The organism is Nostoc sp. DSM 114160 (assembly GCF_053470305.1).
Window position 1 is genome coordinate 198,605 of record NZ_JBPFGO010000003.1, and the last position, 25,097, is coordinate 223,701.

Below are 25,097 nucleotides of genomic sequence, written 5' to 3' on the forward strand. Positions count from 1 at the left end.
GTTAGGAAAACTCATAACTCATAACTCCTCACTTTAAAATACCTCATCTTCAATACCGCGCCACCATTCACCTAATTTCATCAAGTCTTGGTAAATATCTTCTAATTCTTTGGTATAAACATCGTTTGTCAGAGTGGCTCGACGTTCTTGCAATTTTTTGAGACGCAGTTGTATCAATACCCAAGGTTTAGAGATGCTATTCGTTGCTTCGATGTATTGCGCTAGTTCTTTGCTATCCATATATTTTGATTTATCTAACAGAATTCAGGAGTCAGGAGTCAGAATTCAGAATAAATTCTTTCCTCCTGCCTCCCGCCTCCTGCCCTCTGCCTTTCTTTAGGCAAGTAATTAAGCTTTAGCCAAGTTTTCAGCAGCAAAGTCCCAGTTGACCAAGTTATCTAGAAAATTCTTGATGAAAGCTGGACGGGCGTTTTTATAGTCAATGTAGTAGGCGTGTTCCCAAACATCCAAGGTTAAGAGTGCCTTCTTACCATGAGCTAGGGGATTTTCTGCATTTGGTGTTTTGATCACCTTTAGCGTACCACCATCATCGATCAGCCAAGACCACCCGCTGCCGAATTGAGTTGCAGCCGCGTTAGAGAACTCTTCCTTGAATTTGTCAAAGCTACCAAAATCTTTATCGATTTTGGCTGCGAGTTCACCTGTGGGTGTACCACCACCTTGTGGTTTCAAAGAATTCCAGAAGAAGGTGTGGTTCCAAACTTGGGCAGCGTTGTTGAAGATTCCCACCTTAGAGGAGTCTTGGAAAGAAATTTTGATTACTTCTTCTAGGGACTTATCAGCAAGTTCTGTACCTTCAGTGAGCTTGTTGAGGTTGTCTACATAAGCTTTGTGATGCTTGCCATAGTGATACTCAAAAGTTTCAGCTTTCATGCCAAAAGGCTCTAGAGCATCTTTTTCAAAGGGTAGTGGGGGCTGTACAAATGCCATTGTGTCAAATCCTCTCTTTACCGGTTTCTAGTTTGTAAGCTATTGCAGAAGTTTGGGAAATTAATAGCTTTTATTTTTAGGGGTTTTATGCCTTTGATTAGTGAAACATAAAACTTAACATCGTCATTCTACTACCAAAGTGAAGACAGAAACAAAGTACTTGGTTGATAAGTCAAATCGCTAGCAATTCCTGATTATAAATAAAAATGACTAATATTTTATAACTAAAGGCTAATAACTAAATAGCATTTAGCAATTAAAACTTTAATACTTCTATCTTTAGTAAGATTAATTACGATTTGAAAAATCAGTCGAAAGCGAGATGATTTAGTAATTAAAGAAGTTTAAATTTATTTAATAAATATTTACACTTACTATAGTGTTAATTTTCAAATTAAAATAACCGATAGTTAACTTATCTATATTTATTTTTAAATACAGTTTTAAGGATGGTAAGTGAATAATCACTCACCATCCTTTGAACACTAAAAAACTAACAGCAAATAGCAGCAATTAATACTGAGATAAACGCTGTTGGTAATAGTTAACGATTTGTGCCGTGACTTCAGACACGTCCAAACCATCAGTTTGAAGTTCGATCGCATCTGCTGCTTTCTGCAAAGGAGAAACCTTGCGTGTACTATCTTTCCAGTCACGTTCGGCGATGTCGTGTTCCAACTGCTCTAAACTCACTTCAGGTTGACCTTGGGTGTTAAAGTCTTGTTGGCGGCGACGGGCGCGTTCGCTTACAGAAGCGGTTAAGAAGATTTTAACTTCGGCATCGGGAAATACGTGAGTACCGATATCCCGACCTTCAGCAACTAAACCACCTCTTTTACCCCAGCTTTGCTGTTGTTTAACCAGTGCTTGACGGACAGCGCTTTGTGCTGCGATCGCCGATACTTTTGATGTTACCTCAATCGTGCGAATTGCCTGGGTAACATCAGCACCATCAATCCAAACCTGCACGGACGAATGTAAATCCTGGGTGGGAATCAGTTCAATTTTACACTGATTAGCTAATTCGGCGATCGCACACTCATCGTCAATAGCAATACCCTTTTGCAGTACTAACCAAGTGACAGCACGGTACATCGCTCCTGTATCTAAATACACTAAATTCAGGTTTGCTGCCACTTGCCGCGCCACTGTGGATTTTCCAGCCCCGGCTGGACCATCAATGGCGATAATGGGTTGACGATCGCGCAATATAATATTGTCAATCAAACGTGTAGCACCAAAACGAGCTGCGATCGCCAACATTCCTTCCTCCTCAACTTTTTCTAAAGACATCAACGTAGTCGGTTCAACCAATTCAATATATTCCACACAGGCCGTGCTGACCATTGCCACTTCTTGCTGTACCACTGCTATCAACTTGTTACTATTGCGATCGCCTGCAATAAATGCAGCTTGAGCTTGTCGCAAACCCCGATATAATACCGCTGCTTGCTCTTTTGCCGTTGCCGTCAAATATTGATTGCGAGAACTGAAGGCCAGACCCGACGCTTCCCGTACTGTTGGACAAGCAACAATTTCTACTGGCAAATTTAAGTCAGCCACTAAGCGTTTAATAATTGCTAGTTGCTGACCATCCTTTTCACCAAAGTAGGCACGGGTCAGGCTGTACCAAATTGAAAAGTTTGGTAACAATCGTAGCGACACCCTGAAAGTGACCTTGCCGAGAACGACCACACAAACCTGCGACCATAGCAGATGGGGGGATAACTTGTGTAACCTTTGATTCTTGTATACTCTTCTGGGGAACAGCCATTGCTTCCGGAGTCGGTGCAAAAATGGCATCTACCCCAGCTTGTTCGCAAAGTTGTTGGTCTTGCTCTAAAGTGCGGGGATAGCGTTGATAATCCTCATTAGGAGCAAATTGCAGGGGATTAACGAAAATACTCACAATCACCGTAGAATTTTCGTGCCGCGCCCGTTGGATCAAGCTTAAATGACCTTGATGCAAATTTCCCATCGTTGGCACCAGACCGACTGCCGTCTGATACCAGCCAGTCATCTCATCTAGTCTCAGATCCTCAGTAACTGCAATTAGCTTGTTTTCTGAGCAGCGTTTAGTTAAATAGCAGCGTAAAGCTGCGACTGTTGTCAGCAGGCGCACAAAAATACCCCTAGTTCTTATCGATCCCTCCCCCGTTAGTTTATATCCGAAATAGAGGGAATTGATTGAACTAGGGGAATTAAGTGATACGGAACTGGGATTGGGGAAGGCGGGGGCCCCCTCTGGGGATAAGGGGTAATGGGGATTGGGGATTGGGTATTGGGTATTGGGGATTGAAAATACTTTTTCCTAGTTCCCAGCCCCTAATCCCCAGTCCCCAGTCCCTAGATTATTTCCCCAATACCTCAATATGCACTGGCGCTACGCCACTGCCCATCATTCCCAAAATTCGAGCCGCGCCGGCAGACACGTCAATGACTCGACCCCGAATGTATGGGCCTCGATCGTTAATCCGCAGCACTACGGAACGACCGTTGCGAGTGTTAGTTACACGAACTTGCGTACCAAAGGGTAAACTACGATGAGCGGCAGTCATTGCTTCGGGATTAAATCTCTGACCGCTAGCAGTGCGATTACCAGAACCGTCATAGCCGTAATAAGAAGCCATGCCTCTCAGGGTGGCTCGCACTACTCCAACGGCAACCTGTTGAGGCAGTTTTGATATTGATATTTGTTGACGAACTGGTAAATTTGCAATCTCTTTTAGGGGAGATGCATTGCCTAGTAGTCTCCGCAAGCGATTGGTTGCTTGCAATGCATCTTGCGCTAGATCGTTGGTAGTACCTGCTAATCGCGTACCTTCGCTGATTTCGACCAACTCTTCGTCATTAATTTTAATTACATAGCGATCGCCATTTTGCTGGGCAGGGACGCTTTTGTTTTGCGCTTGATTGGCAGTAGATTTTTCCCCTGCTTTCCAACTGACGGTAATTTTACTCCCGTCCACGTTTTCTCGATTCAACTGGTTGATCTTAGCTGCTACTACACCAGCTATCTGAACCGGGTCATCGTCAGTGGAGCTAATCTGGTTACTCGCATCTGTTGCGTTCCCAGTATTCAATGCATTTGATGAATTGCTAGCAATAAGGGCGTACCCTTGTACGCCCCCAGTATTGCCAATTGCACCAACTTTTTTAGTCTCAAGATTTGTATTTGATACAGAACTCAAAAAGGTGAGAACAGGTATATTTTTGATAAAAAGGGTTGCCGCCTTACGTCCTTTAATGTTGTGAGGATGAATTTCTGTAATCACAGCATCCAAGGTTTGTTTCCCTGCTGTTGATTGGTACTCTCCCACCTTAACCACATCAGGGGCAGGTGATTTTTGGGATGCTAGCGCATTTCCTTTGGTGGTTTGAGTGCAACCGACTGAGGGTACTCCCAAAACAGCCATAAACAGGGCAACAATAGTCCACAAATGTCTTTGATTCATGCGTCCGTTTTTGAAAGCGACTGTAGAACTTAAAGTTTTATAACTTGCGGGATTTATCGCTAATGAAAGTGATTTCCCTTTTGAAAAACTCGAACTCGTTCCGTTTTCACTTTGTTCTTTATAACTGCAACAGACTAACACGAACCTTTTAGCTTGGGGATCAGGGTTTTAGCGTAACTATGGGCCACTTTCTCAAATTCCCATTCCAATTTGAAGGTCGAAACCTTTCTCAAAAGCGGACTTCGGCTATGTAACGCTTTTTTGTGTAAGTCAAAAATTTCTTAAAAAAACTTTACGCTTATTTCACACTAAAGTAGCGATACCCTATTCACATCACTTCTAAAGGCTCGCAACTATTCGTGTATTCTAGATCACATTGTTTTTGGCTATTTCCTATAAGAAGGTAATATAACTTTAATTAAATGGCATCGGCATAAATACCTAAAATAATTTATTTAATGAAATATTTAGATTTCACTATGAATAAGTCACGATCTCAGTTACATCTTAAAAAATTATGCAAATTAGTTTGAGTCTGATATCTTTTTTCAAAGTTTTTTCTACTTACATCAATCATTACTTTTATTCTCCATGACTAAACTGATACTAGTGATAAATATAACTTTACATGACCGTATTACTGAGTATAAAAAAAAGGACAATACCCAAAGAAATATTTTTCAGGATTAATGACTTAAAAATTAAGAAAACTTTGCGATCGCTTAAACAACAGATGTTGCATGTAGCATAAATCACATCTTATCTTGTTTATCTTCAGTAATTGCTCAAGTATGATTTTTTAGAGCAAGCTGTTTTTGACAAAATCTTTGTAACTGTAGGGATGTACAGCTGCACCTCTTCTATATATAGTAGGTATTTTGGGAAATGCCATCAGCCTAATGACAAACCAAGCACATCCAGGAGATATAGAAATAGAACCATCGCCATTAAAAGCTGTTCTCAACGAGTTACATTCCCAGTACAAGTGTGTGCAAGAGGGTGCAGTAGCGAAATACATTCCCGAACTGGCAAAGGCAAACCCGGATTTGTTCAGCATTTGCATTGTGACAGTAGACGGTCAGGTTTATAAAGTTGGGGACTACGAGCAACTTTTTACCATTCAGTCAATTTCTAAGGTGTTTGCTTATGGACTTGCCTTAGAAGATCATGGACTGGATTATGTTTTAACTAGAGTTGGCGTTGAACCGACGGGAGATGCATTCAACGCGATTGTTTTGGATGAGCAATCAAAGCGACCTTATAATCCAATGGTAAATGCAGGTGCGATCGCCACCACTAGCTTAATCAAAGGTTCCGGCCCCACCGAACGCCTCAACCGGATGCTGGATATGTTTCGCCGATATATTGGCCGCGACGTATTCGTTGACATTTCAGTTTTTACCTCAGAACGAAGTACAGGACATCGCAACCGTGCAATGGCGCATTTGATGCTCAACTTTGGCATGATTGACCGGAATATTGAAGAGGCGCTGGATCTTTATTTCCAGCAGTGTGCTGTGATGGTGAATTGTCAAGACTTAGCAGTGATGGCGGCTACTCTGGCTAACAGAGGTATTAACCCGATTACCAAAGAACAGGCGGTAGATAAGCGTTATATTAAAGATATTCTGAGTGTGATGTATACCTGCGGGATGTACAACTTTGCAGGTGAGTGGGCTTATAAAATTGGGATTCCGGCGAAAAGCGGTATTTCTGGTGGTATTATTGCCGTTGTACCCAATAAGATGGGCATTGGAGTTTTTTCGCCACTGCTGGATGTGCGTGGTAATAGTGTGCGGGGGGTAAAGGTGTGTGAAGAACTTTCCCAACGGTTAGGTTTACATCTATTTGATTGTTCAGATCGAGAGGCGAAATTTGCTTGAAACAAGCAAAGGGGTAGAGGAATTTTATTTTAGAGTATTTTATAGTTCTTTTAAGACGAAAGTTGGGATTAATATTATGCATGAAATTTCAAAGCAGACTATAAAGGCAGCACAAAAACATGCTCAAAAAGCAATTGAGCATAGCAAAGAGATACAAGAGTTGGGTAAGAGTTTAGAAACAGATGACCAAATCGATCCCGAACAAAAAGAACGTATCGAAGCCTATGGAAAAACCATGCACGAACACGCGCAGAAATTTCAAGATTTGGCGCACAGACTAATAGAAGAACCTTCAACAGATGTATATTCAGAAGCAGTAGAGGAGCATACGAAGGTAAATCAAGCCCATATCGAAGCAATTAAAGAATTTCAAAAGATACAACCGCCAGCTTAAATGAGATATTAATTAAATATGAAATTTATTTGCTTTTAGCTGGATGTATTATTGAGCTTGTTATAAGGAGCCTTATCATTTCAGTTAAATACATCTGATTATTAGCGTAAGCGTAGCCCGCACTTCGACACCTTTCGGCTTCGCGGTAGTTGAGCGCAGTCGAAACTCAAGGCAAGAAGCTCAGTGACCACCGCAGGCATCGCCCTTCATAAACAACTTTTTGGCTTACTATTTAAGATAATATCTCAATCAAGTATCATCTAAACAAGATTAAATCAAGAGAGTCACAGATGGTTTCTTCCAACAGCAAGATAGGTATTATCGGCGCAGGGACATCAGGAGCTTATCTTGCCAGTTTGCTTATTCAAGAAGGGTTTCAAGTTGACTTGTTTGAAAAAGCGCCCGTAGTTCGTACCGATGGATGTGGTATTCTTATTGTCCAATCAGGTATGCAAGCACTTCATCAAGGAAATCCTCAAATCAGCCAAAAAATTATTAACTCAGGCGATCCTGTAAAATACTTTGAGTTTCGCAACCTTAAAGGTGGATTCATCAATTCAGAAACCGTCACCTATGCTGAAGATGAATTACCAGGAATGCTCGTACACCGGAAAGCGATTTTAGAAGCAATTATTGATACTTTACCCCTTAATAATATTCATTTTAACGCTCAATTAGCTTCGATAACGCAGACTAAGAATAGTGCGATCGCACACTTTAAAGATGGAAGTCACTGGGAAGGGGATTTGATCGTGGGTGCTGATGGCATTCTTTCTAAGGTTCGGCAGTTTGTGGTTCCGAATGTAAAACTATGCTATTTAGGCGATCTAGTTTGGCGAGGGATTGTGACAGATAATAGCTTCTGTCCAGAAGGAAACTTTTTTGTTTATGTACGCGGTCGGGGAATTTATGCAAATTTCTTTCATATTGGGGGAAATCTGACTCATTGGGGTTTCTTTATAGAAAAAGAGCAAACGGGTTCTGAAATAGGCGCACTACAACCGACTGATATATCTATTCCTCCCGAAGAATTAGCCAAACTCCCAGAGGATGCACGAAATGTAATTGAGTTAACTCCTGTGGAAAATATTATCTGTCGTTATTCCTATGACATCGATCCCCTGCCTCAATTGTATGATGGTCGCGTTATTTTAATTGGTGACGCGGCTCACGCCAAAAGTCCGACTCGCGCTAGAGGCATGACTTCAGGTTGGGAAGATGGTTTGGCTTTAACGCAACATATCAAGTCTAGTGGTAGTATTGCCGAAGCTTTGGAAAATTATCAGACGGAAAGATTACCCATTGTCCATGAATATCAACGCACCAGTCGGGAAATGAGCCAGAAAATTGGTCGTCGTTAGCCAAGGCGAAACTTAAAGTAAAATTAGTTTTTATCTAAAATTAATGAGTAACGATCCTGTAATGAGCGAAAATACCATCACCTCGGCGATATCTGTCGATCTGGAGAAAGTTCCAGAAATTTTTACACGTCATATTGGCACTTGGAAAGGTGAGTATATCAAAACTGATAAAGGCGGACATTTTTCCCGCAGCTTTTTCGGTAGTTTTACCATCTTGATTGAGGGAAGCCAGTACCGACAGGTTAACAATTATGAATATTCAGATGGCTCTCACCTCCAGCTTAATTTTGAAGGATACTTTGAAGATAGAATTCTGAAATTGTTTTCTAGCAATTATTCTGACTTTTCGTCCATCGCTTGGGATGCTGGTCAGGACACAATTTGCTTTCGGGTAACGAAAACTCAAGATAACGTGCTGATTAGATTTATAGAAACAATGACTTTACTTGATGAAAATCACCGAGTTCGTAGTACCCAAATTTTTAAAGATGGTATTTTTGATGGCATCTCCTTTATTGAAGAAACTCGTTTTTCCTAAATAGATTAGATAGTCCTAGATTTGAGCAAGGAAAGTTCCAATAGAGCAAAATTGGGTGATTTGACCTTTATTTTTCATAAAATTAAACTGGTTCAGAAAGTTGCTTATCCAGACGGCGAAACAAAAATAGCCAAAGCGGTAGAGAACTATTAATCGCGATTAGTCGTACTAAATGACCAGTTGTGACAATTTCAACATTATGATTTAATGCCAGGGAAACCAAGATCATTTCTGCCGATCCTCCTGGCGCTGTGACTAAAAGACAGGTTAACCAGTCCCAAGAAGTTAATTGCATTGCAAGTATAGCAGCGATCGCTCCAGCTACGAGAGTCATCCCCACAGACATCAAGGCATAGGCAACAGTCCGCTTTCTCAAGTTAGGTTTGTCTCCCCAATATTCACCAATTGTAATTCCCAGGAGCATTTGACCCAATAAATTTATTATTGGCGGCGGACTAAAGCTAATATCACCTACAAAAGGCAGCCAATGTAGCAAAGGATTAAACCCAATACCAATCAACAATGCACCAAAGAAATCGCCAGCAGGTATTTTAAATAATATAGCTGGATAAACTACTAATCCAGTAATTACCAGTACTAACAAGAGTAATTCTAGTTGAGACGGATCGAGATTGAGCCAAGCAGCTTTGATTGGAAGTGTTTGCGGATAATCATTACCAACTGATGTCCTAGCGATGAAGGGAATTAGAACAACTACACAGGTGACGCGAATCGCCTGAACTAAGGCAACCAAGCTCACATTTTTATTGTAATCGGCTGCGATCGCAGCCATAATTCCTACACCACCAGGAACTGTAGCCAGCATTGCTGTAAATAGGTTGGTTTTGCTGGCGCGGGAGTAAATGTAACCGATACAGCCTCCACTCAGCAGCAAAAACAGGGTAAGAAAAATAAATATAGGAATACCGGAAGCAACACTCGCTAGATTAGCGTGGGCATTGGAAGCGCCGACAGTTAAGCCGACAAGTGCCATTCCCACTTTTCTAGCAGTGCGATTAGGTTGGGGAGAATATTGATAAAAAATTCGACACCCTTGGAGAACCACTGTACCCGCGGCAATTCCGCCAAATATCCAGGCAATCCTACCAATTTGGAACTTTGCGAGGAGTAAACCCAGAGGTAATGCCAGAAGCATTTCCAAGACAAGGACAATTAGTTGCTTCCCAAATAGCTGCTGTTTGGTAACAACAAGATTTTTATGAGTGTGTTTTTCCAGGCTGGGAGTAGCACTTAGACTTTGATTCATCGATACTAAGCTTTTATTTAAGTCTAAGCTATAGGTGCAAAAGTGGATCTTCGGTGGTGCGATCTGACATTACCAGAAACAAGCAAAATTATACAGGTGTAGGATTTAGTTCTAGTGGTGAGTTGATTTTAGATTTAGATTTAAGTCAGGTTTGGTAGCTCACCTCTTGCACCAGACAATTAAAATACTGCCAGAGATATTCTACATCCACGGACAACATTAAATATATGAACACAACTCCCTCTAAAAGAGAAACAGATGAAATGTTCAAGTGGTTAAATCGTAACCGCCAGATGTTATTAGATTTATATAAAAATCAATATATTGCTTACAATGCAAATGGAATAATTACTCACAGCGAAAACTTACGCGAAGTTTTAGCATTAGCTAATGCTACAAAACAACCTTTTTTAATTTACCTAGTTCCTCGTCGCACTGCTTCTATATAAATTTTGCCAATTCGCTTCCGCAGCGTCGCTCGTCATGATTGGCAACCAAATTATAGTGTTATTTTAAAACACAGAGATATAGAATCTAATACAACAATGTTAGTAGATTCAGGCGCTGAATTAAGTTTAATTTCATTAAAAGTTGGTCAAGATTTGAGCTATGCTTTAGCTGATTCAGAATCAACTTTGTTGGCAGAAACTATAGGTGGCAGAGTTGAGTACGTTTTACGTAATGTCGAAATGACAATTGATGAACACAATTTTATTACTCCTGTAGCATGGTTACAAACCAATACAGGCGGAGAACAATTGCTTTTAGGGCGAGAAGTTGTATTTGATAAATTTAATATTGAATTTAGGCAAGCTGACGAGCAAATTATTTTTACATGGCGTGAAGATTTGAAGTCATAAAAAAGTGAGCTAACCGGAAACAATATCTATAAAACACCATTAGTTGTGTACATGACAATATGTGGAAAATTTATTGATTCAATACCGATGATCCAAAAACCATTTTCTGTCCAACCATCAAGAAATGCTGCAAACTTTAGCCCATATTCATTTTCAAAAGGAATCTCAAATCGTTGCTTAATAGAAGCATGGAATAATCGATAACGCCAATTCGTGTCCATGCTGATGTCGTATCTCAGCTCACTGACAATCTCCCAGGCAATTTCTTGAAGGGGGATACCTGGTGATATTGATAATTGAGCAATCGGGAACTCTTCGTCAGCCCAAAAGCTAAAAGCTCCTAACCCACGCAGTGTTGGTTTCCACCCGCGTTTTAAAGCTAACAAAATAACTGATTTGACTAGAGAAGGACTGATTGAACGTTGCTGTATGAAACAACGCCAATTTCCAGCTTCATCATGAACGTAAGTATTTTAGCCACATATAGCCACTATCAGGTGAAACAACCCACTTATAAGTTGTTTCATGTACAGAGATTGTCCGTGTTCCTTTTTTAGGAAGCCCCATTTATTCTTTGAGTGCTTTGTATATATACGCCATACAGATTCAATAGATGCAACAGGTCAGCCAAGCTTATTATCTGTGCCAAGACTCATCAAAAATCGGGACTGAGAAATACACTCAGTCCCGATAAAAAAGCGGGCTAACCGCTATTTATATGGTTAACCCGTGCAGCTTTGGGAACGCGCAGAGAAATTGTTATTGCAATACCAACTTCACATTGGCGTTTTGCAGACCGCGCTGTTTCACTTCAGCCAAAGTTTTGTTAACGGCATACTTTTGGTTGATTGAGTTGATCAACTCGGTTTGGTTGTGCTTCTTAGCAACGCCCCACAGGTCAGCGATTAGGTCAAAAGAACCATCGCCATTGCGAGACCAGCCGAGGTCATATTCGCCTTCCAACACGGCAACGATGTCCGAACGGACACGCTGACCGTTATAACCACGGACATCAGCTTCAGTCTTTACGCTGATACCGAGGTCGCGCAAGGAAGCCTTGAGGATTTCGGCATCGGTGATTTTGGTACGCAGGGTGCTAAAGTGAGACATTTGGGTTTCCTCCAATGAGAAGATTGAGAAAAACGACAACGGTTTGTTTTGGGCGAAGCCGCGCTTAACAGGATGCGGCTTTTGTTATAACTGCTAGCATCTTCTGCTAGCCTTTCCCCCTGGGATGGCAGAGGAAAGCTTTTAAAACTCCATTCGCTGATATTCAGCTACGGAGGATGCTGCGGGGCGTGCGCGCTGTCTGGCCCAATCTCTCAGAGCCGTTACTTGTTCTTGCATCGTTCGAGACAGCGGCAAGGTTGCCTTCAGTGCAGCAATAATATCTAGTTGGGTGAACTCCCGATCTTGGGCAAAAGCTTCATACATTGCCGCAACGATCGCTTGCTCTATTTCTGCCCCAGAAAAGCCATCAGACATCTTGGCTAGTTGCTCAAGATCAAATCGAGAGATGTCTTCACGGCGCTTGGTCAGATGAATATTGAAAATCTGCTGCCGTTCTTCTGGTGTGGGCAGATCGACAAAGAAAATTTCATCAAATCGTCCTTTCCTCAAGAACTCGCCAGGTAAGCGTTCTACTCTGTTGGCTGTTGCCATCACGAACACTGGTGATTTCTTATCTTGCATCCAAGTCAGGAAAGAGCCGAAGATTCTACTTGAAGTCCCCCCATCAGAATCAGATGAACCTCCACTACCAGCAAAGGATTTATCTAATTCATCGATAAACAAAATCGCTGGGGAAATAGATTCTGCTGTTTTCAGGGCGTTTCGCAGATTTGCCTCACTTCGTCCCACCATTGAGCCGTCGTAGACTCGCCCCATATCTAACCGCAACAGTGGTAAACCCCACAGCCGGGAAGTAGTTTTAGCAATCAATGACTTACCGCAACCGGGAACTCCTAGAATTAACATCCCCTTTGGTTGAGGCAAACCGTACTCTCTCGCTCTTTCTGTGAAAGCGTTAGAGCGTTGCTTGAGCCATCTTTTTAACTCTTCTAAGCCACCTACAGCATCAATAGTTTCATCTTCTTCAATGTATTCTAAGATGCCATTGCGCCGAATTAGTTGCTTTTTCTCAGATAAAACTATGTCTACTTCATCTTCCGTTAAACGCTCTTTAGTTACCTGTGCCTTACGGTAGACTTTCTCCGCTTCATCTTTAGTTAGACCCAAAGCAGCTCTGAGAAGTTTTTCTCTGGCTTCTGTTGTCAGTCGCCGACCGCGATTTTGCTCTATATGGTGAGTTAAGACTTTATTCAACTCAGCCATATCTGGCAATGTAAAGTCGAGAACGACAACTTCTTTTTCCAGTTCTATAGGTACTTGTTGCATCGGAGACATCAAAACGATGTTCTTTTGCATACCTTTGAAACTAGCGATCGCATCACGCAGCGATCGGTTAGTTGCAGGCGCATCTATAAAGGGATGTAAATCTTTAAGAATAAATATACTAGCTTCTTTCTGTCGGATAATCCACTCAATCGCCGCTTCTGGAGACACGGTATTATGTTGGGTAACATTCCGGGGTTGACCGTACTCAACAATCCCGTGTGTTACTGTCCAAACAAATACCCGACGTTGGGGCTTTAACAACTGGGCGATAGTGGAAATTGCTTGCTCGGCCCGCTCTTCCTCGGAGGTAACAAGGTAGATTAAAGGGTATTGAGCTTGAATTAGGATCTTGAGCTCTTCGTTCATACTTCGACCTACTTGAGACCTTATAGAGACAGTAGAGACATTGCTTCTGGTAAAGACAACCGCATCTGTGAATATCTATTTAGCAAGTTAGCAAGGAACTAACTCTTCCTCACTCTTGGGATTGGTTTCATCTTCATCCATCTCGTTAAGAGAAAGATGCTCTTGACCAACTACTCCTGGTTGATTGCCTAAAGTAACCAGTTCCCCATCACGTAAGACTAGTGAGCTATCACAAGTTGGACATGAATAAACTCTATGAGTCCGCCCATAAGAAGAATCTTCTAACTCATCAACCAATTCTTGATTGGATAGGTAAAAACCAAGGGCACGTTCGGCAAGTTCTGACATTGGCTCGGAATCAACTGCTGAACGAATCTTCAGTTTTCTGTGCAACTCTGGCGATAAATACAAAGTGACCTTTTGCTTAGTTTGCGTTTGCATATAACTCTTTAACGGTCTTACCCGGGTATGTATATCAAGTTATCGGTTCTTTTATTGGTTGTCAAGACAGTAAAACGTTTTAGCGTCTATTTCGTTACATTTATTTATATTTTAGGTTGCTGGCATCATCATTAGTGGCTCTAGTCCCAATACGGTTCGGATAAGCATTTTGAACTCAAAATAGGGTTTGGGGAAAAGGGAAATGGGTTTGCGGTTAAAGGTTTTTTATTCCCCTTTCCCCTTTACCCTTTCCCCTTTAACCGAACCGTATTGGCTCTAGCCCTTGAAATTGAGCGATAAATCGCTCACTACGAATCTCTTAAAATTGATCTGGCAGATTACTAGTTAGCTGATTGAGAATAGTGCAATATCAGAGTTTCTGGTATTTCTATGAAATCAGTGACTTTGGCAAAATGTGTGATGTAAATGGCTACTGCTAATAAAATCTCTAGTTTGGGGCGAAAAATTTATCGGTTTGCCGCCAGCGTTAGCGGAGTCATTGCCCTGTTAATCATGCTGTGGGGTTGTACTGCAAATGATTTTAACGCTGGAGCGATCGCCTGGAAAACTTATAGCAACTCCCGTTATGGCTTTGAATTTCCATATCCGAGTAATTGGACTTCTTTAGCAGCACCAGCAAATGATGATGGAGTTGCGTTTCTTTCACCACAGGATAACTCAGTAGAAATTCGAGGGTGGGCAAGTCAGCAGTTACCAAATTCTATTGTTACAGAGCAAGAATCTGTGAAAAAGATAAAACCCAACTTTCAAACTGCCCAAGGAGTCTCTGGAGTGCTGGTTGTAGAAGTCGATCGACAACTAGGTTCAATGACACTGACACTAACTCAGAGTCAAGTGAAATACAACTGGCAGGGACGAAGCAAGAGCCAAGAATTTCAAAATTACTATCGTTTCTTTTATTACATTGCCCAGCAGTATCGCATTCCGAAATCTTGAAAGATAAACATTGGGCATTGGGTATTGAGAAGAGGCAGAGGGGCAGGGGGAAGGGTGCAGAGGAGAGGAATTTTCCCCCTGCTCCCTGCTCCCTGCTCCCCTGCCTCCCCTGCTCCCTTGCTCCCCACTTTCCCCAAAATCCACATCTCTTTCAGAATGATGATTGAGAGGGTACAGAAACCTGATAGATTTAGCTATCAGCGAGTAAAAACTGGTGAAGATGAAAGTCCTGGTTATTGGTGGTGATGGATATTGCGGTTGGGCAACTGCTCTTTACCTTTCCAATCGAGGTTATGAAGTTGGAATTTTAGATAGTTTGGTGCGGCGGCACTGGGATAATGAACTTGGTGTCGAAACTCTCACTCCGATCGCACTAATTCAACAACGTCTCCAGCGCTGGCAAGATTTGACGGGTAAATCGATTGACTTGTTCATCGGCGATATTACGAATTACGAGTTTCTCCATAAAACATTACAGCAATTTCAGCCAAATGCTTTGGTGCATTTTGGCGAACAGCGTTCGGCCCCATTTTCCATGATTGACCGAGAACATGCAGTTGTTACCCAGGTCAATAATGTAGTTGGGACGTTGAACTTGCTGTACGCTATGCGGGAAGATTTCCCCGACTGTCATTTGGTGAAGCTAGGGACGATGGGCGAATATGGTACACCCAATATTGATATCGAAGAAGGGTATATCACCATTGAACACAATGGACGCAAGGATACCCTACCTTATCCCAAGCAGCCCGGTTCAATGTACCATTTAAGCAAAGTGCATGATAGTCATAACATCCACTTTGCTTGCCGGATTTGGGGATTGCGGGCAACTGATTTAAATCAGGGTGTAGTTTATGGCGTCTTAACCGAAGAAACGGGGATGGACGAACTATTGATTAATCGGCTGGATTACGATGGTGTGTTTGGTACTGCACTGAACCGCTTTTGTATTCAAGCAGCAATTGGACATCCGTTAACTGTCTACGGTAAAGGTGGACAAACTCGCGGATTTTTGGATATTCGGGATACAGTTAGATGTGTGGAATTAGCGATCGCTAACCCTGCTGAAGCTGGTGAATTCCGCGTATTTAACCAATTTACCGAACAATTTAGCGTCGGTGACTTGGCATTGATGGTGAAAAAAGCTGGTAACGCTATGGGATTGAAGGTAGAAATCAATCATTTAGATAATCCCAGAGTTGAAAAAGAAGAACATTATTTCAATGCTAAAAACACTAAATTGCTCGATTTAGGTTTACAGCCTCACTTGCTCTCTGATTCTCTCCTCGATTCTCTGTTAAACTTTGCCATCAAGTATCAGACGCGAGTCGATCGCAAACAAATTTTGCCTAAAGTCTCTTGGCACAGAAATTAGAATAAACCCCAGTAAATCGTGGGTTTAAAATTAGTCGTCATATTTTAGCACAATATGACGACTAACCAGTTATTATTTATCAGGCGTATCATCCAGCTACTACTAAATTTGCCGTTGACTATAGTTATTCTGACTGTGCAGAGTTGATTACACCACGCGAGAGAGTCTATTCTGTGTTTGATACCGAAACGCAAGCAAAGCTGAGATTATCTGCCTGGACTGAATAGTTTTTTATGAGAATTGCCCTATTTACCGAAACCTTTTTACCCAAGGTTGACGGCATTGTAACGCGCCTGCGCCATACTGTCGATCATCTCCAGCGCAGTGGTAATCAAGTGCTGGTGATTGCCCCTGATGGAGGCATCACAGAACACAAAGGCGCTAAAGTTTACGGCGTTACTGGTTTTCCTCTGCCATTGTATCCAGAATTAAAAATGGCACTTCCCCGCCCAGCCATTGGGTACGCTTTAGAAGAGTTTAAGCCAGATATTATTCATGTCGTAAATCCAGCAGTTTTAGGTTTATCTGGCATATTTTATAGCAAAATCCTCAAAATACCCTTAGTAGCGTCTTACCATACGCATTTACCCCAATATCTCCAGCATTACGGCTTAGGGATGCTGGAAGGTTTTCTTTGGGAACTGCTAAAAGGCGCTCATAATCAAGCAGCTTTGAATCTATGTACCTCCACAGCAATGGTGGAGGAACTGAGAGCACATGGTATTGAACGTGTAGATTTATGGCAGCGTGGGGTAGATACAGAATTATTTCACCCCGATTTAGCTAGTGTAGAGATGCGATCGCGTCTATCACAAAATCATCCAGAAAGTCCATTATTACTTTACGTTGGGCGACTTTCGGCTGAAAAAGAAATTGAGCGCATCAAACCAATCTTAGAAGCAATTCCCCAAGCACGGTTAGCATTGGTTGGAGATGGGCCGCACCGTCAAGCATTGCAAAAACACTTTGCTGGCACAAACACTTATTTTGTTGGCTATCTTATAGGGCAAGAGTTAGGTTCTGCCTTTGCGAGTGCTGATGCCTTCATCTTTCCTTCCCGCACAGAAACACTAGGCTTAGTGCTACTAGAAGCGATGGCTGCTGGCTGTCCCGTGGTAGCAGCCCGTTCCGGGGGAATTCCTGATATTGTGACAGATGGGGTAAATGGATATCTTTTTGAGCCAACAGCAGATATTCAAGGAGCCATCGCTGCTACTGTTCGCCTCTTAGAACAAAAACAACAGCGAGATATCATCCGTCAAAATGCCCGCCAGGAAGCAGAAAGTTGGGGTTGGGCAGCTGCTACCAGGCAGCTACAAGATTACTATCAAAAGGTGATATTTTCTGAACAGTTGGCAAAATAGGGTATTGGGGTATGGGGCATGGGGCATGAGGGAGATGAGGAAGATAAACAAAACTCCTAACTCTTGTACAGACGCGATTAATCGCGTCTCTACTTTTAACTCCTAACTCAGCACGGGCTAAACGCCCCGCTATCGCTAACAGCACTCTAACGCCCTATGCCCAAAATCTAAAATCTAAAATTCCGATGACCAAAACAGACTCATGATACAAGCCCATTTATTTATGGGGATTATTAATTTTGAATGCGTGAATTTTTAATTCGGAGCGAAGCAACGTGACACTCCCTAACTCTGGCAGCGTCTTGGCTACATTAACTGAATTGACTCAAGTTAATCGCGCTCATGCCCTACTGCGTCGCGTCAAAGACTTATCTGTTAATGAATTTGTTTGCTTACTCGACTTTATAACTGCTGAGTTCCAACAATTTCTGAGAGCTATTGAACTAATCAATAATGAAGCTCTAGAAACTATGTTGGAGAAAGTATTAGAAGCTATCACACTCAAAATTGGTCAAATTCTCCAAGCAGAACATACAGCCATTTTTTTAGTTGATTACGACAAAGGTCAACTGTGGTCAAAAGTTCCTCAAGATAATACCCAAAAATTCTTAGAAATTCGCACTCCCATTACAGTAGGTATCCCTGGTCATGTTGCTAGTACAGGCCAATATCTCAATATATCTGAAACTTATACTCATCCCCTATTTAGCCCAGAACTTGAAAAACAAATGGGCTACAAAATCCGTAATATTTTATGTATGCCCGTTATCAGTAGCAAAAACCAGACTGTAGCGGTAGTGCAACTAGCTAATAAAACCGGGAATGTTCCGTTTAATCATGATGATGAAGAACGTTTTCGAGACTTTGCCGCTTCGATTGGTATTATCCTAGAAAGCTGCCAATCTTTTTATGTAGCGGCTCGCAATCAAAGAGGCGCAACGGCTTTATTGCGGGCAACTCAGACACTGGGGCAAAGTTTAGATTTAGAAGCGACTTTGCAGATAGTCATGGAACAAGCTCGAATTTTAATGCAAGCAGACCGCAGCACACTGTTTTTATATCGTAAAGAGCTAAACGAACTCTGGACGAAAGTTGCAGCAGCAGCAGATGGCACAAACTTGATAGAAATTCGCATTCCTGCTAACCGTGGCATTGCTGGATATGTAGCTTCCACTGGTGAAGCCTTAAATATTTCTGATGCTTATAAAGACCCCCGCTTTGACCCGACTACAGATAAAAAAACTGGTTATATAACTCGCAATATCTTATGTTTACCAGTGTTTAATTCTGCAAATGAATTGATTGGCGTTACACAATTAATTAATAAGCAACAAAGCAGTTTTACTGCTTCTGATGAAGAGTTTATGCGGGCTTTTAATAATCAGGCAGGAATTGCCTTAGAAAATGCTCGGCTGTTTGAAAATGTGCTGTTAGAAAAACAGTATCAAAAAGATATTTTGCAAAGTCTGTCAGATGCCGTGATTTCTACAGATATGGCAGGACAGATTGTCACGATTAATGATGCAGCCCTAGAGTTGCTGGGTTGTCCGATAGGAGACGCTAATAGTAAAAACAACAAGCTTTTGTGGGAACAAAATTTGATTGGTCGCCTAGTTTGGGAAGTTGTCCCAATTGAAAATCTCCAAATGCGACTAGAAGATAGTCTAAAAACTGGAGCTAAACATTATGTGCCAGAGCAAAGTTTGATGCTGGGAATGCATCAAGTTATGAGTGAGGAGTTAGGAGTTAAAAGTGAAACTCAATACTTAGCATTCAGTACTCAGCACTCAATTTTAGCAGTGCGCGATCGCACCAACCCCGATCTTTTTATTCCTTGGAATCAACCTCTGACTCCCAAATCTGAGTTTCTCACTTCTAATCAAGTACAAACATTAGAGCGCAATATCAATCTTACTGTTAATCCCTTGACTAACCCAGAAGGCGGTGTGCGCGGTGGTTTGGTGGTTTTAGAAGACATTACTCAGGAAAAACGGATGAAAACTACCATGTCCCGCTACCTGACGCCCCATGTCGCTGAACAAGTTATGGCTCTAGGGGAAGATGCTTTAATGGTAGGCGAACGCAAGGAAGTAACTATCTTGTTTTCTGATATCCGTGGCTACACAACACTTACGGAAAATCTCGGTGCAGCTGAGGTGGTATTGCTGCTCAATCAGTATTTTGAAACGATGGTAGAGGCGGTTTTTAACCACGAAGGCACTCTCGATAAATTTATTGGTGATGCCTTAATGGCGGTATTTGGTGCGCCGCTACCATTGACAGAGAATCATGCTTGGAGGGCTGTGCAGTCAGCGTTAGATATGAGACGCCGCTTAGAGGAATTTAACCAACGGCGAATTATCCAGGCGCAGCCGCAAATTCGTATTGGCATTGGGATTAGTTCTGGGGATGTGGTTTCGGGTAATATTGGTTCCCGCAAACGAATGGATTACACCGTCATTGGAGATGGTGTAAATTTAAGTTCGCGTTTGGAAGCGGTAACTAAAGATTACGGTTGTGATATTGTTTTAAGCGAATTTACTTATCAATTGTGCAGCGATCGCATTTGGGTGCGCCAGTTAGATAAAATCCGAGTCAAAGGGAAACACCAGGCCGTAAATATCTACGAGTTAATTGGCGATCGCACTACTCCCCTAGATGCCAACACTCAAGAGTTTTTGTTTCATTATCATACTGGACGCGATGCCTATTTATCGCGCAACTTCTCACAAGCGATCGCCTGTTTTGAAGCCGCCAAATCTATCCAACCCCAAGACCAAGCTGTTGATATCCACCTAGAGCGTGCGCGTAATTACCAACAAACGCCGCCTCCAGAGTCCTGGGATGGTATTTGGACAATGCTTACTAAGTAGTCATTGGTCATTTGTCATTGGGTCACTTGTACTGAGCGACTCGTACCGACTTGTGCCGAGCGAAGTCGAGGTAGCGGAGCCGAGGTAAGTCGAAGTATTGGTCATTGGTCATTTGTAATTTATCAGTTCCCAATGCCCCGTACCCCATTCAATCTTTAGTCTCTCCCTGGTCATCTTGAAAGGGATCTTCGCCAATTCCTAGCTCTTTTTTTGAACGTTTCAACTGTTTCCACAGATCCCTTATTTGTTCGTAAGCTACACCTGGAGGCACTTTTCCGCCTGTTTCTAAGTTGCAAATGTAACTTACCCGTTGGGCAAATTCCTGGAGATTTGCATTAAAAACCAAGTTTTCTGGCTTCACTTGACCGTAGTAGCGACCGCGAGGGAAGAGAAAATCATCCTTGTTCACTATTTTTTTTTCCATTTATTCAATTCACCTTATCTTGGGGTTTCTGAAGCTGAATTACTAGCTAACCTAATCTTTCTTTTGTCAGATTGGGTTAAATTAGATTGTTCAATTCCTTTTCCAATTGTTGATGCAGGAATTAGTTGATTCAGATTTTAAGGCTAGAGGATAAAGCTTGTAATATTCTGTACTCCAAATCTTACAAAAAAATTCCGCCAAAGTAACTAGAGAGAATATTTTATTTTCCTCCTGGTTATCAATTTATCTCATCTTAATTTATGAAGTTGAAATTGTAATTAGCTTCAGTCGAAACCTTTAGGTACAAATTATTATCACATACTAGTATGTCTAAGTAACTTATTTTATCAAAACTCATGAAAATCCCGATCGTAAAACTACTTAGGCGAACATAGTATATCCGAAAGCAAATTGTCCTCTGTTAAAAGTTAGATATTTAGTTATAAATATTTGGCAACTGGCTATTAAGCAGCGACGCAGAAGAGAAAATTGGTCTTGGTATTAGTTATTACTTATTTTAACCTGCCTCTGCTTCCTCTTAAATAATCACCAATAGCTAATAGTTAATAACTAAAGATAAAATGGTGAAGCCTCAAAGGGCAATTTTTGTCCATCGCCTAAAACACTACCTGCCACCATGTCTGTTAATTCCAAGTTATACGAAGGCAAAGCAAAAATTCTTTATACAACGGACGATCCAGAAGTCTTGTTGGCTGATTTTAAAGACGATGCTACAGCGTTTAACGCCCAAAAGCGTGGCAACATCGAAGGGAAAGGAAAAATTAATTGTAGCATTTCTAGCCAGCTTTTTAAACAGTTGGAGGCTTATGGTATAAAGACTCACTTTATCGATAGTCCTGCCCCGAATCAAATGCGGGTGAAAGCAGTAAAGATTTTACCCTTAGAAGTAGTGATCAGAAATATTGCTGCTGGCAGTTTGTGTCAGCAAACTGGTTTACCAGTGGGTACAATTCTGAAACAGCCTTTGGTTGAGTTCTATTATAAAAACGATTCATTAGGAGATCCTTTGTTGACACGCGATCGCCTGTACCTGCTAGAACTGGCGACTGCGGAACAAGTAGACGCAATTACACATCTTGCATTGCAAATCAATGAATTTCTCAATAACTTTTGGCAGCGGTGTGGCATTACCCTAGTAGACTTCAAACTAGAGTTTGGTTTGGACTCACAACAGCAGTTACTCTTGGCAGATGAAATTAGCCCCGACACCTGTCGTTTATGGGATACCGCAGAAAAGGACTCAAACCGCCGGGTAATGGACAAAGATCGCTTTCGCCGAGACTTAGGAAATGTAGAGGATGCCTACCAGGAGGTCTTACAAAGAGTGCTAAAAGCAGTAGAAACTATAAGTTAACCAGGTAAAAACCAAAAGGTGAGAAGGAATTATATTTAACTTTTGCCTTTTGCCTTTTGCCTTGTAAAGTAAAAAAGCAAAAGAAAAAAATTATGTTTTGAAATTTTACCTTTGGCATAAGGGCATTATTGCCTTGTGATGGTGTGTGTGTGGTCGTGAAGAGGAATATAAGTAAAATGCGTTTATCTCCCGTATTGCTGGCAGCAGTAGCAATTGCAGCCCCTTTGGGTGGCTCATTGAGTGCGAATGCAGAAACCGCCAACAATTCCAAACAGACAACAGAAGTTTTGACACTAGAAAAAAATCAACACTCAGAAAAGGACACTGGTCAGGTTAACTCTAGTAAAAGTCTAGAATCTCAACCTAAATCTACAGCAACTATAGAGGCAGAGCGTCCCCAATCCCGCGTCGTCGCAATTTACCCTGCCAACCCAGCAGCAAGCGCGACCCCAAAGGTAATTGTGCCAACCTCCACAACGCCAACAACTGCACAAACCCCTGAAATTAATTCCAGTCCTACTCAACAGCCGTCTCCGGCTCCAGACATTCCACCGCCAGAAATTCAACAACCAACGCCTTCCCCAACTCCTGAGACCACTCCAGTCCCAGAAAATGTAAATCCACCGACAACAGAACCTTTATTACCCACAACTCCAGAACCATCAGCTACTCCAGATATTCCCCCCCCAGCTAGTCAACAAAGAACACCTACGTTATTCCCAGGTGCTACTCCCAGTCCGCAGAATGTTAATCCACCGACAACTCCGGGCAATACTCCATTCCCAGGCGCTACTCCCAGTCCGCAAAATGTAAATCCACCGACAACTCCAGGCGCTACTCCCAGTCCGCAAAATGTAAATCCACCGACAACTCCAGGCGCTACTCCCAGTCCGCAGAATGTTAATCCACCGACAACTCCGGACAATACTCAACCCAACACAGCCCCAGAAGCCAATGATCCCCGCGTACTGGTATCGGAAGTAGTAGTTAGATCCCAGACTGGCCAACTATCACCAGAACTGGAAAGCCAAGTTTACAGAGTAATTCGTACCCAACCAGGACAAACAACCACCCGCAGCCAACTGCAAGAAGATATTAACGCTATCTTTGGTACTGGCTTCTTCTCCAACGTCCAAGCAGCGCCAGAAGATACCCCTTTGGGAGTGCGGGTAAGCTTTGTTGTCCAGCCTAATCCCGTCCTCAGTAAAGTAGAAGTGCAAGCCAATCCTGGCACTGGTGTCCCTTCTGTACTACCAGCTAACACTGTGGATGAAGTGTTTCGGGAGCAGTATGGCAAAATTCTCAATTTGCGTGACTTGCAAGAAGGCATCAAGCAGTTAAACAAGCGGTATCAAGACCAAGGTTACGTCCTAGCTAACGTGATTGGAGCGCCACAAGTCTCTGAAAGCGGAGTTGTTACCTTACAAGTAGCAGAAGGGGTAGTAGAAAATATTAGAGTCCGGTTCCGCAACAAAGATGGACAGGAGACAGACGAGAAAGGACAACCAATTCGGGGAAAAACACAAGATTACATTATTACCCGAGAAGTGGAGTTAAAGCCAGGACAAGTATTCAATCGCAACACAGTACAAAAAGACCTACAGCGCGTGTATGGACTGGGACTGTTTGAAGATGTGAATGTGTCTCTAGACCCTGGTACCGACCCCAGCAAGGTGGATGTAGTAGTGAATGTAGCTGAACGCAGCAGCGGCTCTATTGCGGCTGGGGCAGGGATTAGTTCTGCTAGCGGACTTTTTGGAACAGTTAGCTATCAACAGCAAAACCTGAACGGTAGGAACCAAAAACTGGGGACAGAAATCCAGGTAGGAGAACGGGAACTGCTGTTTGACGTGCGGTTTACTGATCCCTGGATCGCAGGAGATCCTTACCGGACTTCCTACACAACCAATATTTTCCGTCGCAGTTCTATTTCGTTGATTTTCGATGGTAAAGATGAAGATATTAGGACGTTTGATCCGGGTAATCCCACCGATGTAGATTCTCAGGATCGCCCCCGGATTCTCCGTCTAGGTGGTGGTGTCACCTTTACTCGTCCCTTGTCTGCCAACCCTTATAAAACTTCTGTCTGGACTGCCTCAGCGGGTTTACAGTATCAACGAGTTTCCGCCCGTGATGCTGATGGCAATCTGAGAAAAACAGGAGCGGTATTTGATGATAATACTGGAAACCGCCTCAGTGATGAAATTCCATTGACTCTCTCTAGCGGCGGTCAAGACGATTTACTACTGTTTCAAGTAGGGGTACAGCGCGATCTCCGTAATAACCCCCTGCAACCCACTAGTGGTTCTTATCTGCGCTTTGGAGTCGATCAGTCAGTCCCTGTGGGGCTAGGCAACATCTTCCTGACCAGATTCCGGGGTAGCTACAGCCAATATTTACCCATTAAGCTGATTAGCCTTAGCAAAGGGGCACAAACCTTAGCATTTAACCTGCAAGCAGGAACCATCGTTGGTGACTTGCCTCCCTACGAAGCTTTTACTCTTGGGGGTAGCAACTCCGTCCGGGGTTATGAAGAAGGAGCATTAGGTAGTGGACGCTCTTATGTGCAAGCATCAGTTGAGTATCGGTTTCCAGTTTTTTCAGTAGTTAGTGGCGCATTATTTTTTGATCTCGGCAGTGACTTGGGAACTAGTACTAGGGCTGCTGAAGTGTTGAACAAAAATGGCAGTGGCTATGGTTATGGCCTTGGCGTTCGCGTCCAATCTCCACTGGGGCCGATTCGGATTGACTACGGTATCAACGATGATGGTGATAGCCGGATTAATTTCGGTATTGGCGAAAGATTTTAATTAGTT

Annotated in this window: 21 protein-coding genes and 1 pseudogene; 12 read left to right on the forward strand and 10 right to left on the reverse strand. The window is 42.4% G+C overall.

What is annotated here, in order from left to right; translation table 11 throughout:
- Positions 1 to 33: 33 nt before the first annotated feature.
- From NSTCB13_RS26025 to NSTCB13_RS26040, 4 genes and pseudogenes are all read right to left on the reverse strand, one after another.
- Positions 34 to 240 carry a hypothetical protein gene (locus NSTCB13_RS26025; RefSeq protein ID WP_322680752.1) on the reverse strand — a complete coding sequence of 69 codons (207 nt, stop codon included), beginning with the start codon at positions 238 to 240 and terminating at the stop codon, positions 34 to 36.
- Positions 241 to 348: 108 nt separating this feature from the next.
- On the reverse strand, positions 349 to 951 hold the full coding sequence (locus NSTCB13_RS26030; RefSeq protein WP_335002524.1) for a superoxide dismutase [Fe]: 603 nt from the start codon (positions 949 to 951) through the stop codon (positions 349 to 351).
- 513 nt (positions 952 to 1,464) lie between these two features.
- Positions 1,465 to 3,073 (reverse strand): annotated as a pseudogene (locus NSTCB13_RS26035) (bifunctional pantoate--beta-alanine ligase/(d)CMP kinase).
- Positions 3,074 to 3,302: 229 nt separating this feature from the next.
- Positions 3,303 to 4,406, reverse strand: a complete 1,104-nt coding sequence (locus NSTCB13_RS26040) for a septal ring lytic transglycosylase RlpA family protein (protein WP_445627417.1) — start codon at positions 4,404 to 4,406, stop codon at positions 3,303 to 3,305.
- Between the two features lie 899 nt (positions 4,407 to 5,305).
- Between NSTCB13_RS26040 and glsA the strand changes: the two genes are divergently transcribed.
- From glsA to NSTCB13_RS26060, 4 genes are all read left to right on the forward strand, one after another.
- Positions 5,306 to 6,289, forward strand: coding sequence for a glutaminase A (gene glsA / locus NSTCB13_RS26045; RefSeq protein ID WP_445627416.1), 984 nt, complete (start codon positions 5,306 to 5,308; stop codon positions 6,287 to 6,289).
- A complete protein-coding gene (locus NSTCB13_RS26050) occupies positions 6,282 to 6,683 on the forward strand; it encodes a hypothetical protein (protein ID WP_445627415.1) in 402 nt (133 codons plus the stop codon). Before glsA ends, NSTCB13_RS26050 begins: the two co-directional genes overlap by 8 nt.
- Before the next feature lie 290 nt (positions 6,684 to 6,973).
- On the forward strand, positions 6,974 to 8,044 hold the full coding sequence (locus NSTCB13_RS26055) for an FAD-dependent monooxygenase (protein WP_448274304.1): 1,071 nt from the start codon (positions 6,974 to 6,976) through the stop codon (positions 8,042 to 8,044).
- A 43-nt stretch (positions 8,045 to 8,087) separates the two neighbouring features.
- Positions 8,088 to 8,582 (forward strand): hypothetical protein, encoded by a 495-nt coding sequence (locus NSTCB13_RS26060; protein ID WP_445627413.1) that lies wholly within the window; start codon positions 8,088 to 8,090, stop codon positions 8,580 to 8,582.
- Positions 8,583 to 8,664: 82 nt separating this feature from the next.
- Here NSTCB13_RS26060 and NSTCB13_RS26065 read toward each other — a convergent pair whose 3' ends face one another.
- Complete coding sequence (locus NSTCB13_RS26065) at positions 8,665 to 9,849, reverse strand: AbrB family transcriptional regulator (RefSeq protein ID WP_448274305.1); 1,185 nt, start codon at positions 9,847 to 9,849, stop codon at positions 8,665 to 8,667.
- Positions 9,850 to 10,076: 227 nt separating this feature from the next.
- On the opposite strand from NSTCB13_RS26065, the gene NSTCB13_RS26070 reads away from it, so the two are divergent.
- The gene (locus NSTCB13_RS26070; RefSeq protein ID WP_448274306.1) at positions 10,077 to 10,298 is read left to right on the forward strand and encodes a DUF5678 domain-containing protein; all 222 of its coding nucleotides are present in this window, start codon (positions 10,077 to 10,079) and stop codon (positions 10,296 to 10,298) included.
- 3 nt (positions 10,299 to 10,301) lie between these two features.
- Entirely contained in the window at positions 10,302 to 10,709 is a 408-nt protein-coding gene (locus tag NSTCB13_RS26075; protein ID WP_448274307.1) for a retropepsin-like aspartic protease, read from the forward strand.
- A gap of 26 nt (positions 10,710 to 10,735) precedes the next feature.
- Here NSTCB13_RS26075 and NSTCB13_RS26080 read toward each other — a convergent pair whose 3' ends face one another.
- The 4 genes from NSTCB13_RS26080 to NSTCB13_RS26095 form a co-directional block, all read right to left on the reverse strand.
- Entirely contained in the window at positions 10,736 to 11,095 is a 360-nt protein-coding gene (locus NSTCB13_RS26080; RefSeq protein WP_448274308.1) for a hypothetical protein, read from the reverse strand.
- A 373-nt stretch (positions 11,096 to 11,468) separates the two neighbouring features.
- Positions 11,469 to 11,819 (reverse strand): DUF1257 domain-containing protein, encoded by a 351-nt coding sequence (locus NSTCB13_RS26085; protein ID WP_094350625.1) that lies wholly within the window; start codon positions 11,817 to 11,819, stop codon positions 11,469 to 11,471.
- 141 nt (positions 11,820 to 11,960) lie between these two features.
- Positions 11,961 to 13,472: a stress-responsive protein Ycf46 gene (gene ycf46 / locus NSTCB13_RS26090; protein WP_322671475.1), complete on the reverse strand. Its 1,512-nt coding sequence runs from the start codon at positions 13,470 to 13,472 to the stop codon at positions 11,961 to 11,963.
- A gap of 87 nt (positions 13,473 to 13,559) precedes the next feature.
- A complete protein-coding gene (locus NSTCB13_RS26095; protein ID WP_322693424.1) occupies positions 13,560 to 13,913 on the reverse strand; it encodes a hypothetical protein in 354 nt (117 codons plus the stop codon).
- Between the two features lie 426 nt (positions 13,914 to 14,339).
- Here NSTCB13_RS26095 and NSTCB13_RS26100 point away from each other — a divergent pair, with 426 nt between their 5' ends.
- From NSTCB13_RS26100 to NSTCB13_RS26115, 4 genes are all read left to right on the forward strand, one after another.
- Positions 14,340 to 14,870 (forward strand): hypothetical protein, encoded by a 531-nt coding sequence (locus tag NSTCB13_RS26100; RefSeq protein ID WP_448274309.1) that lies wholly within the window; start codon positions 14,340 to 14,342, stop codon positions 14,868 to 14,870.
- A gap of 220 nt (positions 14,871 to 15,090) precedes the next feature.
- Positions 15,091 to 16,245 (forward strand): NAD-dependent epimerase/dehydratase family protein, encoded by a 1,155-nt coding sequence (locus tag NSTCB13_RS26105; protein ID WP_334999430.1) that lies wholly within the window; start codon positions 15,091 to 15,093, stop codon positions 16,243 to 16,245.
- A 233-nt stretch (positions 16,246 to 16,478) separates the two neighbouring features.
- Entirely contained in the window at positions 16,479 to 17,609 is a 1,131-nt protein-coding gene (locus NSTCB13_RS26110; protein WP_448265777.1) for a glycosyltransferase family 4 protein, read from the forward strand.
- A gap of 275 nt (positions 17,610 to 17,884) precedes the next feature.
- Positions 17,885 to 20,482, forward strand: a complete 2,598-nt coding sequence (locus tag NSTCB13_RS26115) for a GAF domain-containing protein (protein ID WP_448274310.1) — start codon at positions 17,885 to 17,887, stop codon at positions 20,480 to 20,482.
- 148 nt (positions 20,483 to 20,630) lie between these two features.
- Here the strand turns inward: NSTCB13_RS26115 and NSTCB13_RS26120 are convergent, their stop codons facing one another.
- Positions 20,631 to 20,906, reverse strand: coding sequence for a DUF7219 family protein (locus NSTCB13_RS26120; RefSeq protein WP_445627405.1), 276 nt, complete (start codon positions 20,904 to 20,906; stop codon positions 20,631 to 20,633).
- Between the two features lie 637 nt (positions 20,907 to 21,543).
- On the opposite strand from NSTCB13_RS26120, the gene purC reads away from it, so the two are divergent.
- On the forward strand, positions 21,544 to 22,281 hold the full coding sequence (gene purC, locus NSTCB13_RS26125; protein WP_445627404.1) for a phosphoribosylaminoimidazolesuccinocarboxamide synthase: 738 nt from the start codon (positions 21,544 to 21,546) through the stop codon (positions 22,279 to 22,281).
- Between the two features lie 176 nt (positions 22,282 to 22,457).
- Entirely contained in the window at positions 22,458 to 25,091 is a 2,634-nt protein-coding gene (locus NSTCB13_RS26130; protein ID WP_448265780.1) for a BamA/TamA family outer membrane protein, read from the forward strand.
- Positions 25,092 to 25,097 lie beyond the last annotated feature (6 nt).

What these genes read in the sequence shown, in the direction of transcription:
- NSTCB13_RS26025 (WP_322680752.1), bottom strand. Translation starts at nt 240, where the DNA reads ATGGATAGCAAAGAACTAGCGCAATACATCGAAGCAACGAATAGCATC.
- NSTCB13_RS26030 (WP_335002524.1), bottom strand. Translation starts at nt 951, where the DNA reads ATGGCATTTGTACAGCCCCCACTACCCTTTGAAAAAGATGCTCTAGAG.
- NSTCB13_RS26040 (WP_445627417.1), bottom strand. Translation starts at nt 4,406, where the DNA reads ATGAATCAAAGACATTTGTGGACTATTGTTGCCCTGTTTATGGCTGTT.
- glsA (WP_445627416.1), top strand. Translation starts at nt 5,306, where the DNA reads ATGACAAACCAAGCACATCCAGGAGATATAGAAATAGAACCATCGCCA.
- NSTCB13_RS26055 (WP_448274304.1), top strand. Translation starts at nt 6,974, where the DNA reads ATGGTTTCTTCCAACAGCAAGATAGGTATTATCGGCGCAGGGACATCA.
- NSTCB13_RS26060 (WP_445627413.1), top strand. Translation starts at nt 8,088, where the DNA reads ATGAGTAACGATCCTGTAATGAGCGAAAATACCATCACCTCGGCGATA.
- NSTCB13_RS26065 (WP_448274305.1), bottom strand. Translation starts at nt 9,849, where the DNA reads ATGAATCAAAGTCTAAGTGCTACTCCCAGCCTGGAAAAACACACTCAT.
- NSTCB13_RS26070 (WP_448274306.1), top strand. Translation starts at nt 10,077, where the DNA reads ATGAACACAACTCCCTCTAAAAGAGAAACAGATGAAATGTTCAAGTGG.
- NSTCB13_RS26085 (WP_094350625.1), bottom strand. Translation starts at nt 11,819, where the DNA reads ATGTCTCACTTTAGCACCCTGCGTACCAAAATCACCGATGCCGAAATC.
- ycf46 (WP_322671475.1), bottom strand. Translation starts at nt 13,472, where the DNA reads ATGAACGAAGAGCTCAAGATCCTAATTCAAGCTCAATACCCTTTAATC.
- NSTCB13_RS26095 (WP_322693424.1), bottom strand. Translation starts at nt 13,913, where the DNA reads ATGCAAACGCAAACTAAGCAAAAGGTCACTTTGTATTTATCGCCAGAG.
- NSTCB13_RS26100 (WP_448274309.1), top strand. Translation starts at nt 14,340, where the DNA reads ATGGCTACTGCTAATAAAATCTCTAGTTTGGGGCGAAAAATTTATCGG.
- NSTCB13_RS26105 (WP_334999430.1), top strand. Translation starts at nt 15,091, where the DNA reads ATGAAAGTCCTGGTTATTGGTGGTGATGGATATTGCGGTTGGGCAACT.
- NSTCB13_RS26110 (WP_448265777.1), top strand. Translation starts at nt 16,479, where the DNA reads ATGAGAATTGCCCTATTTACCGAAACCTTTTTACCCAAGGTTGACGGC.
- NSTCB13_RS26120 (WP_445627405.1), bottom strand. Translation starts at nt 20,906, where the DNA reads ATGGAAAAAAAAATAGTGAACAAGGATGATTTTCTCTTCCCTCGCGGT.
- purC (WP_445627404.1), top strand. Translation starts at nt 21,544, where the DNA reads ATGTCTGTTAATTCCAAGTTATACGAAGGCAAAGCAAAAATTCTTTAT.
- NSTCB13_RS26130 (WP_448265780.1), top strand. Translation starts at nt 22,458, where the DNA reads ATGCGTTTATCTCCCGTATTGCTGGCAGCAGTAGCAATTGCAGCCCCT.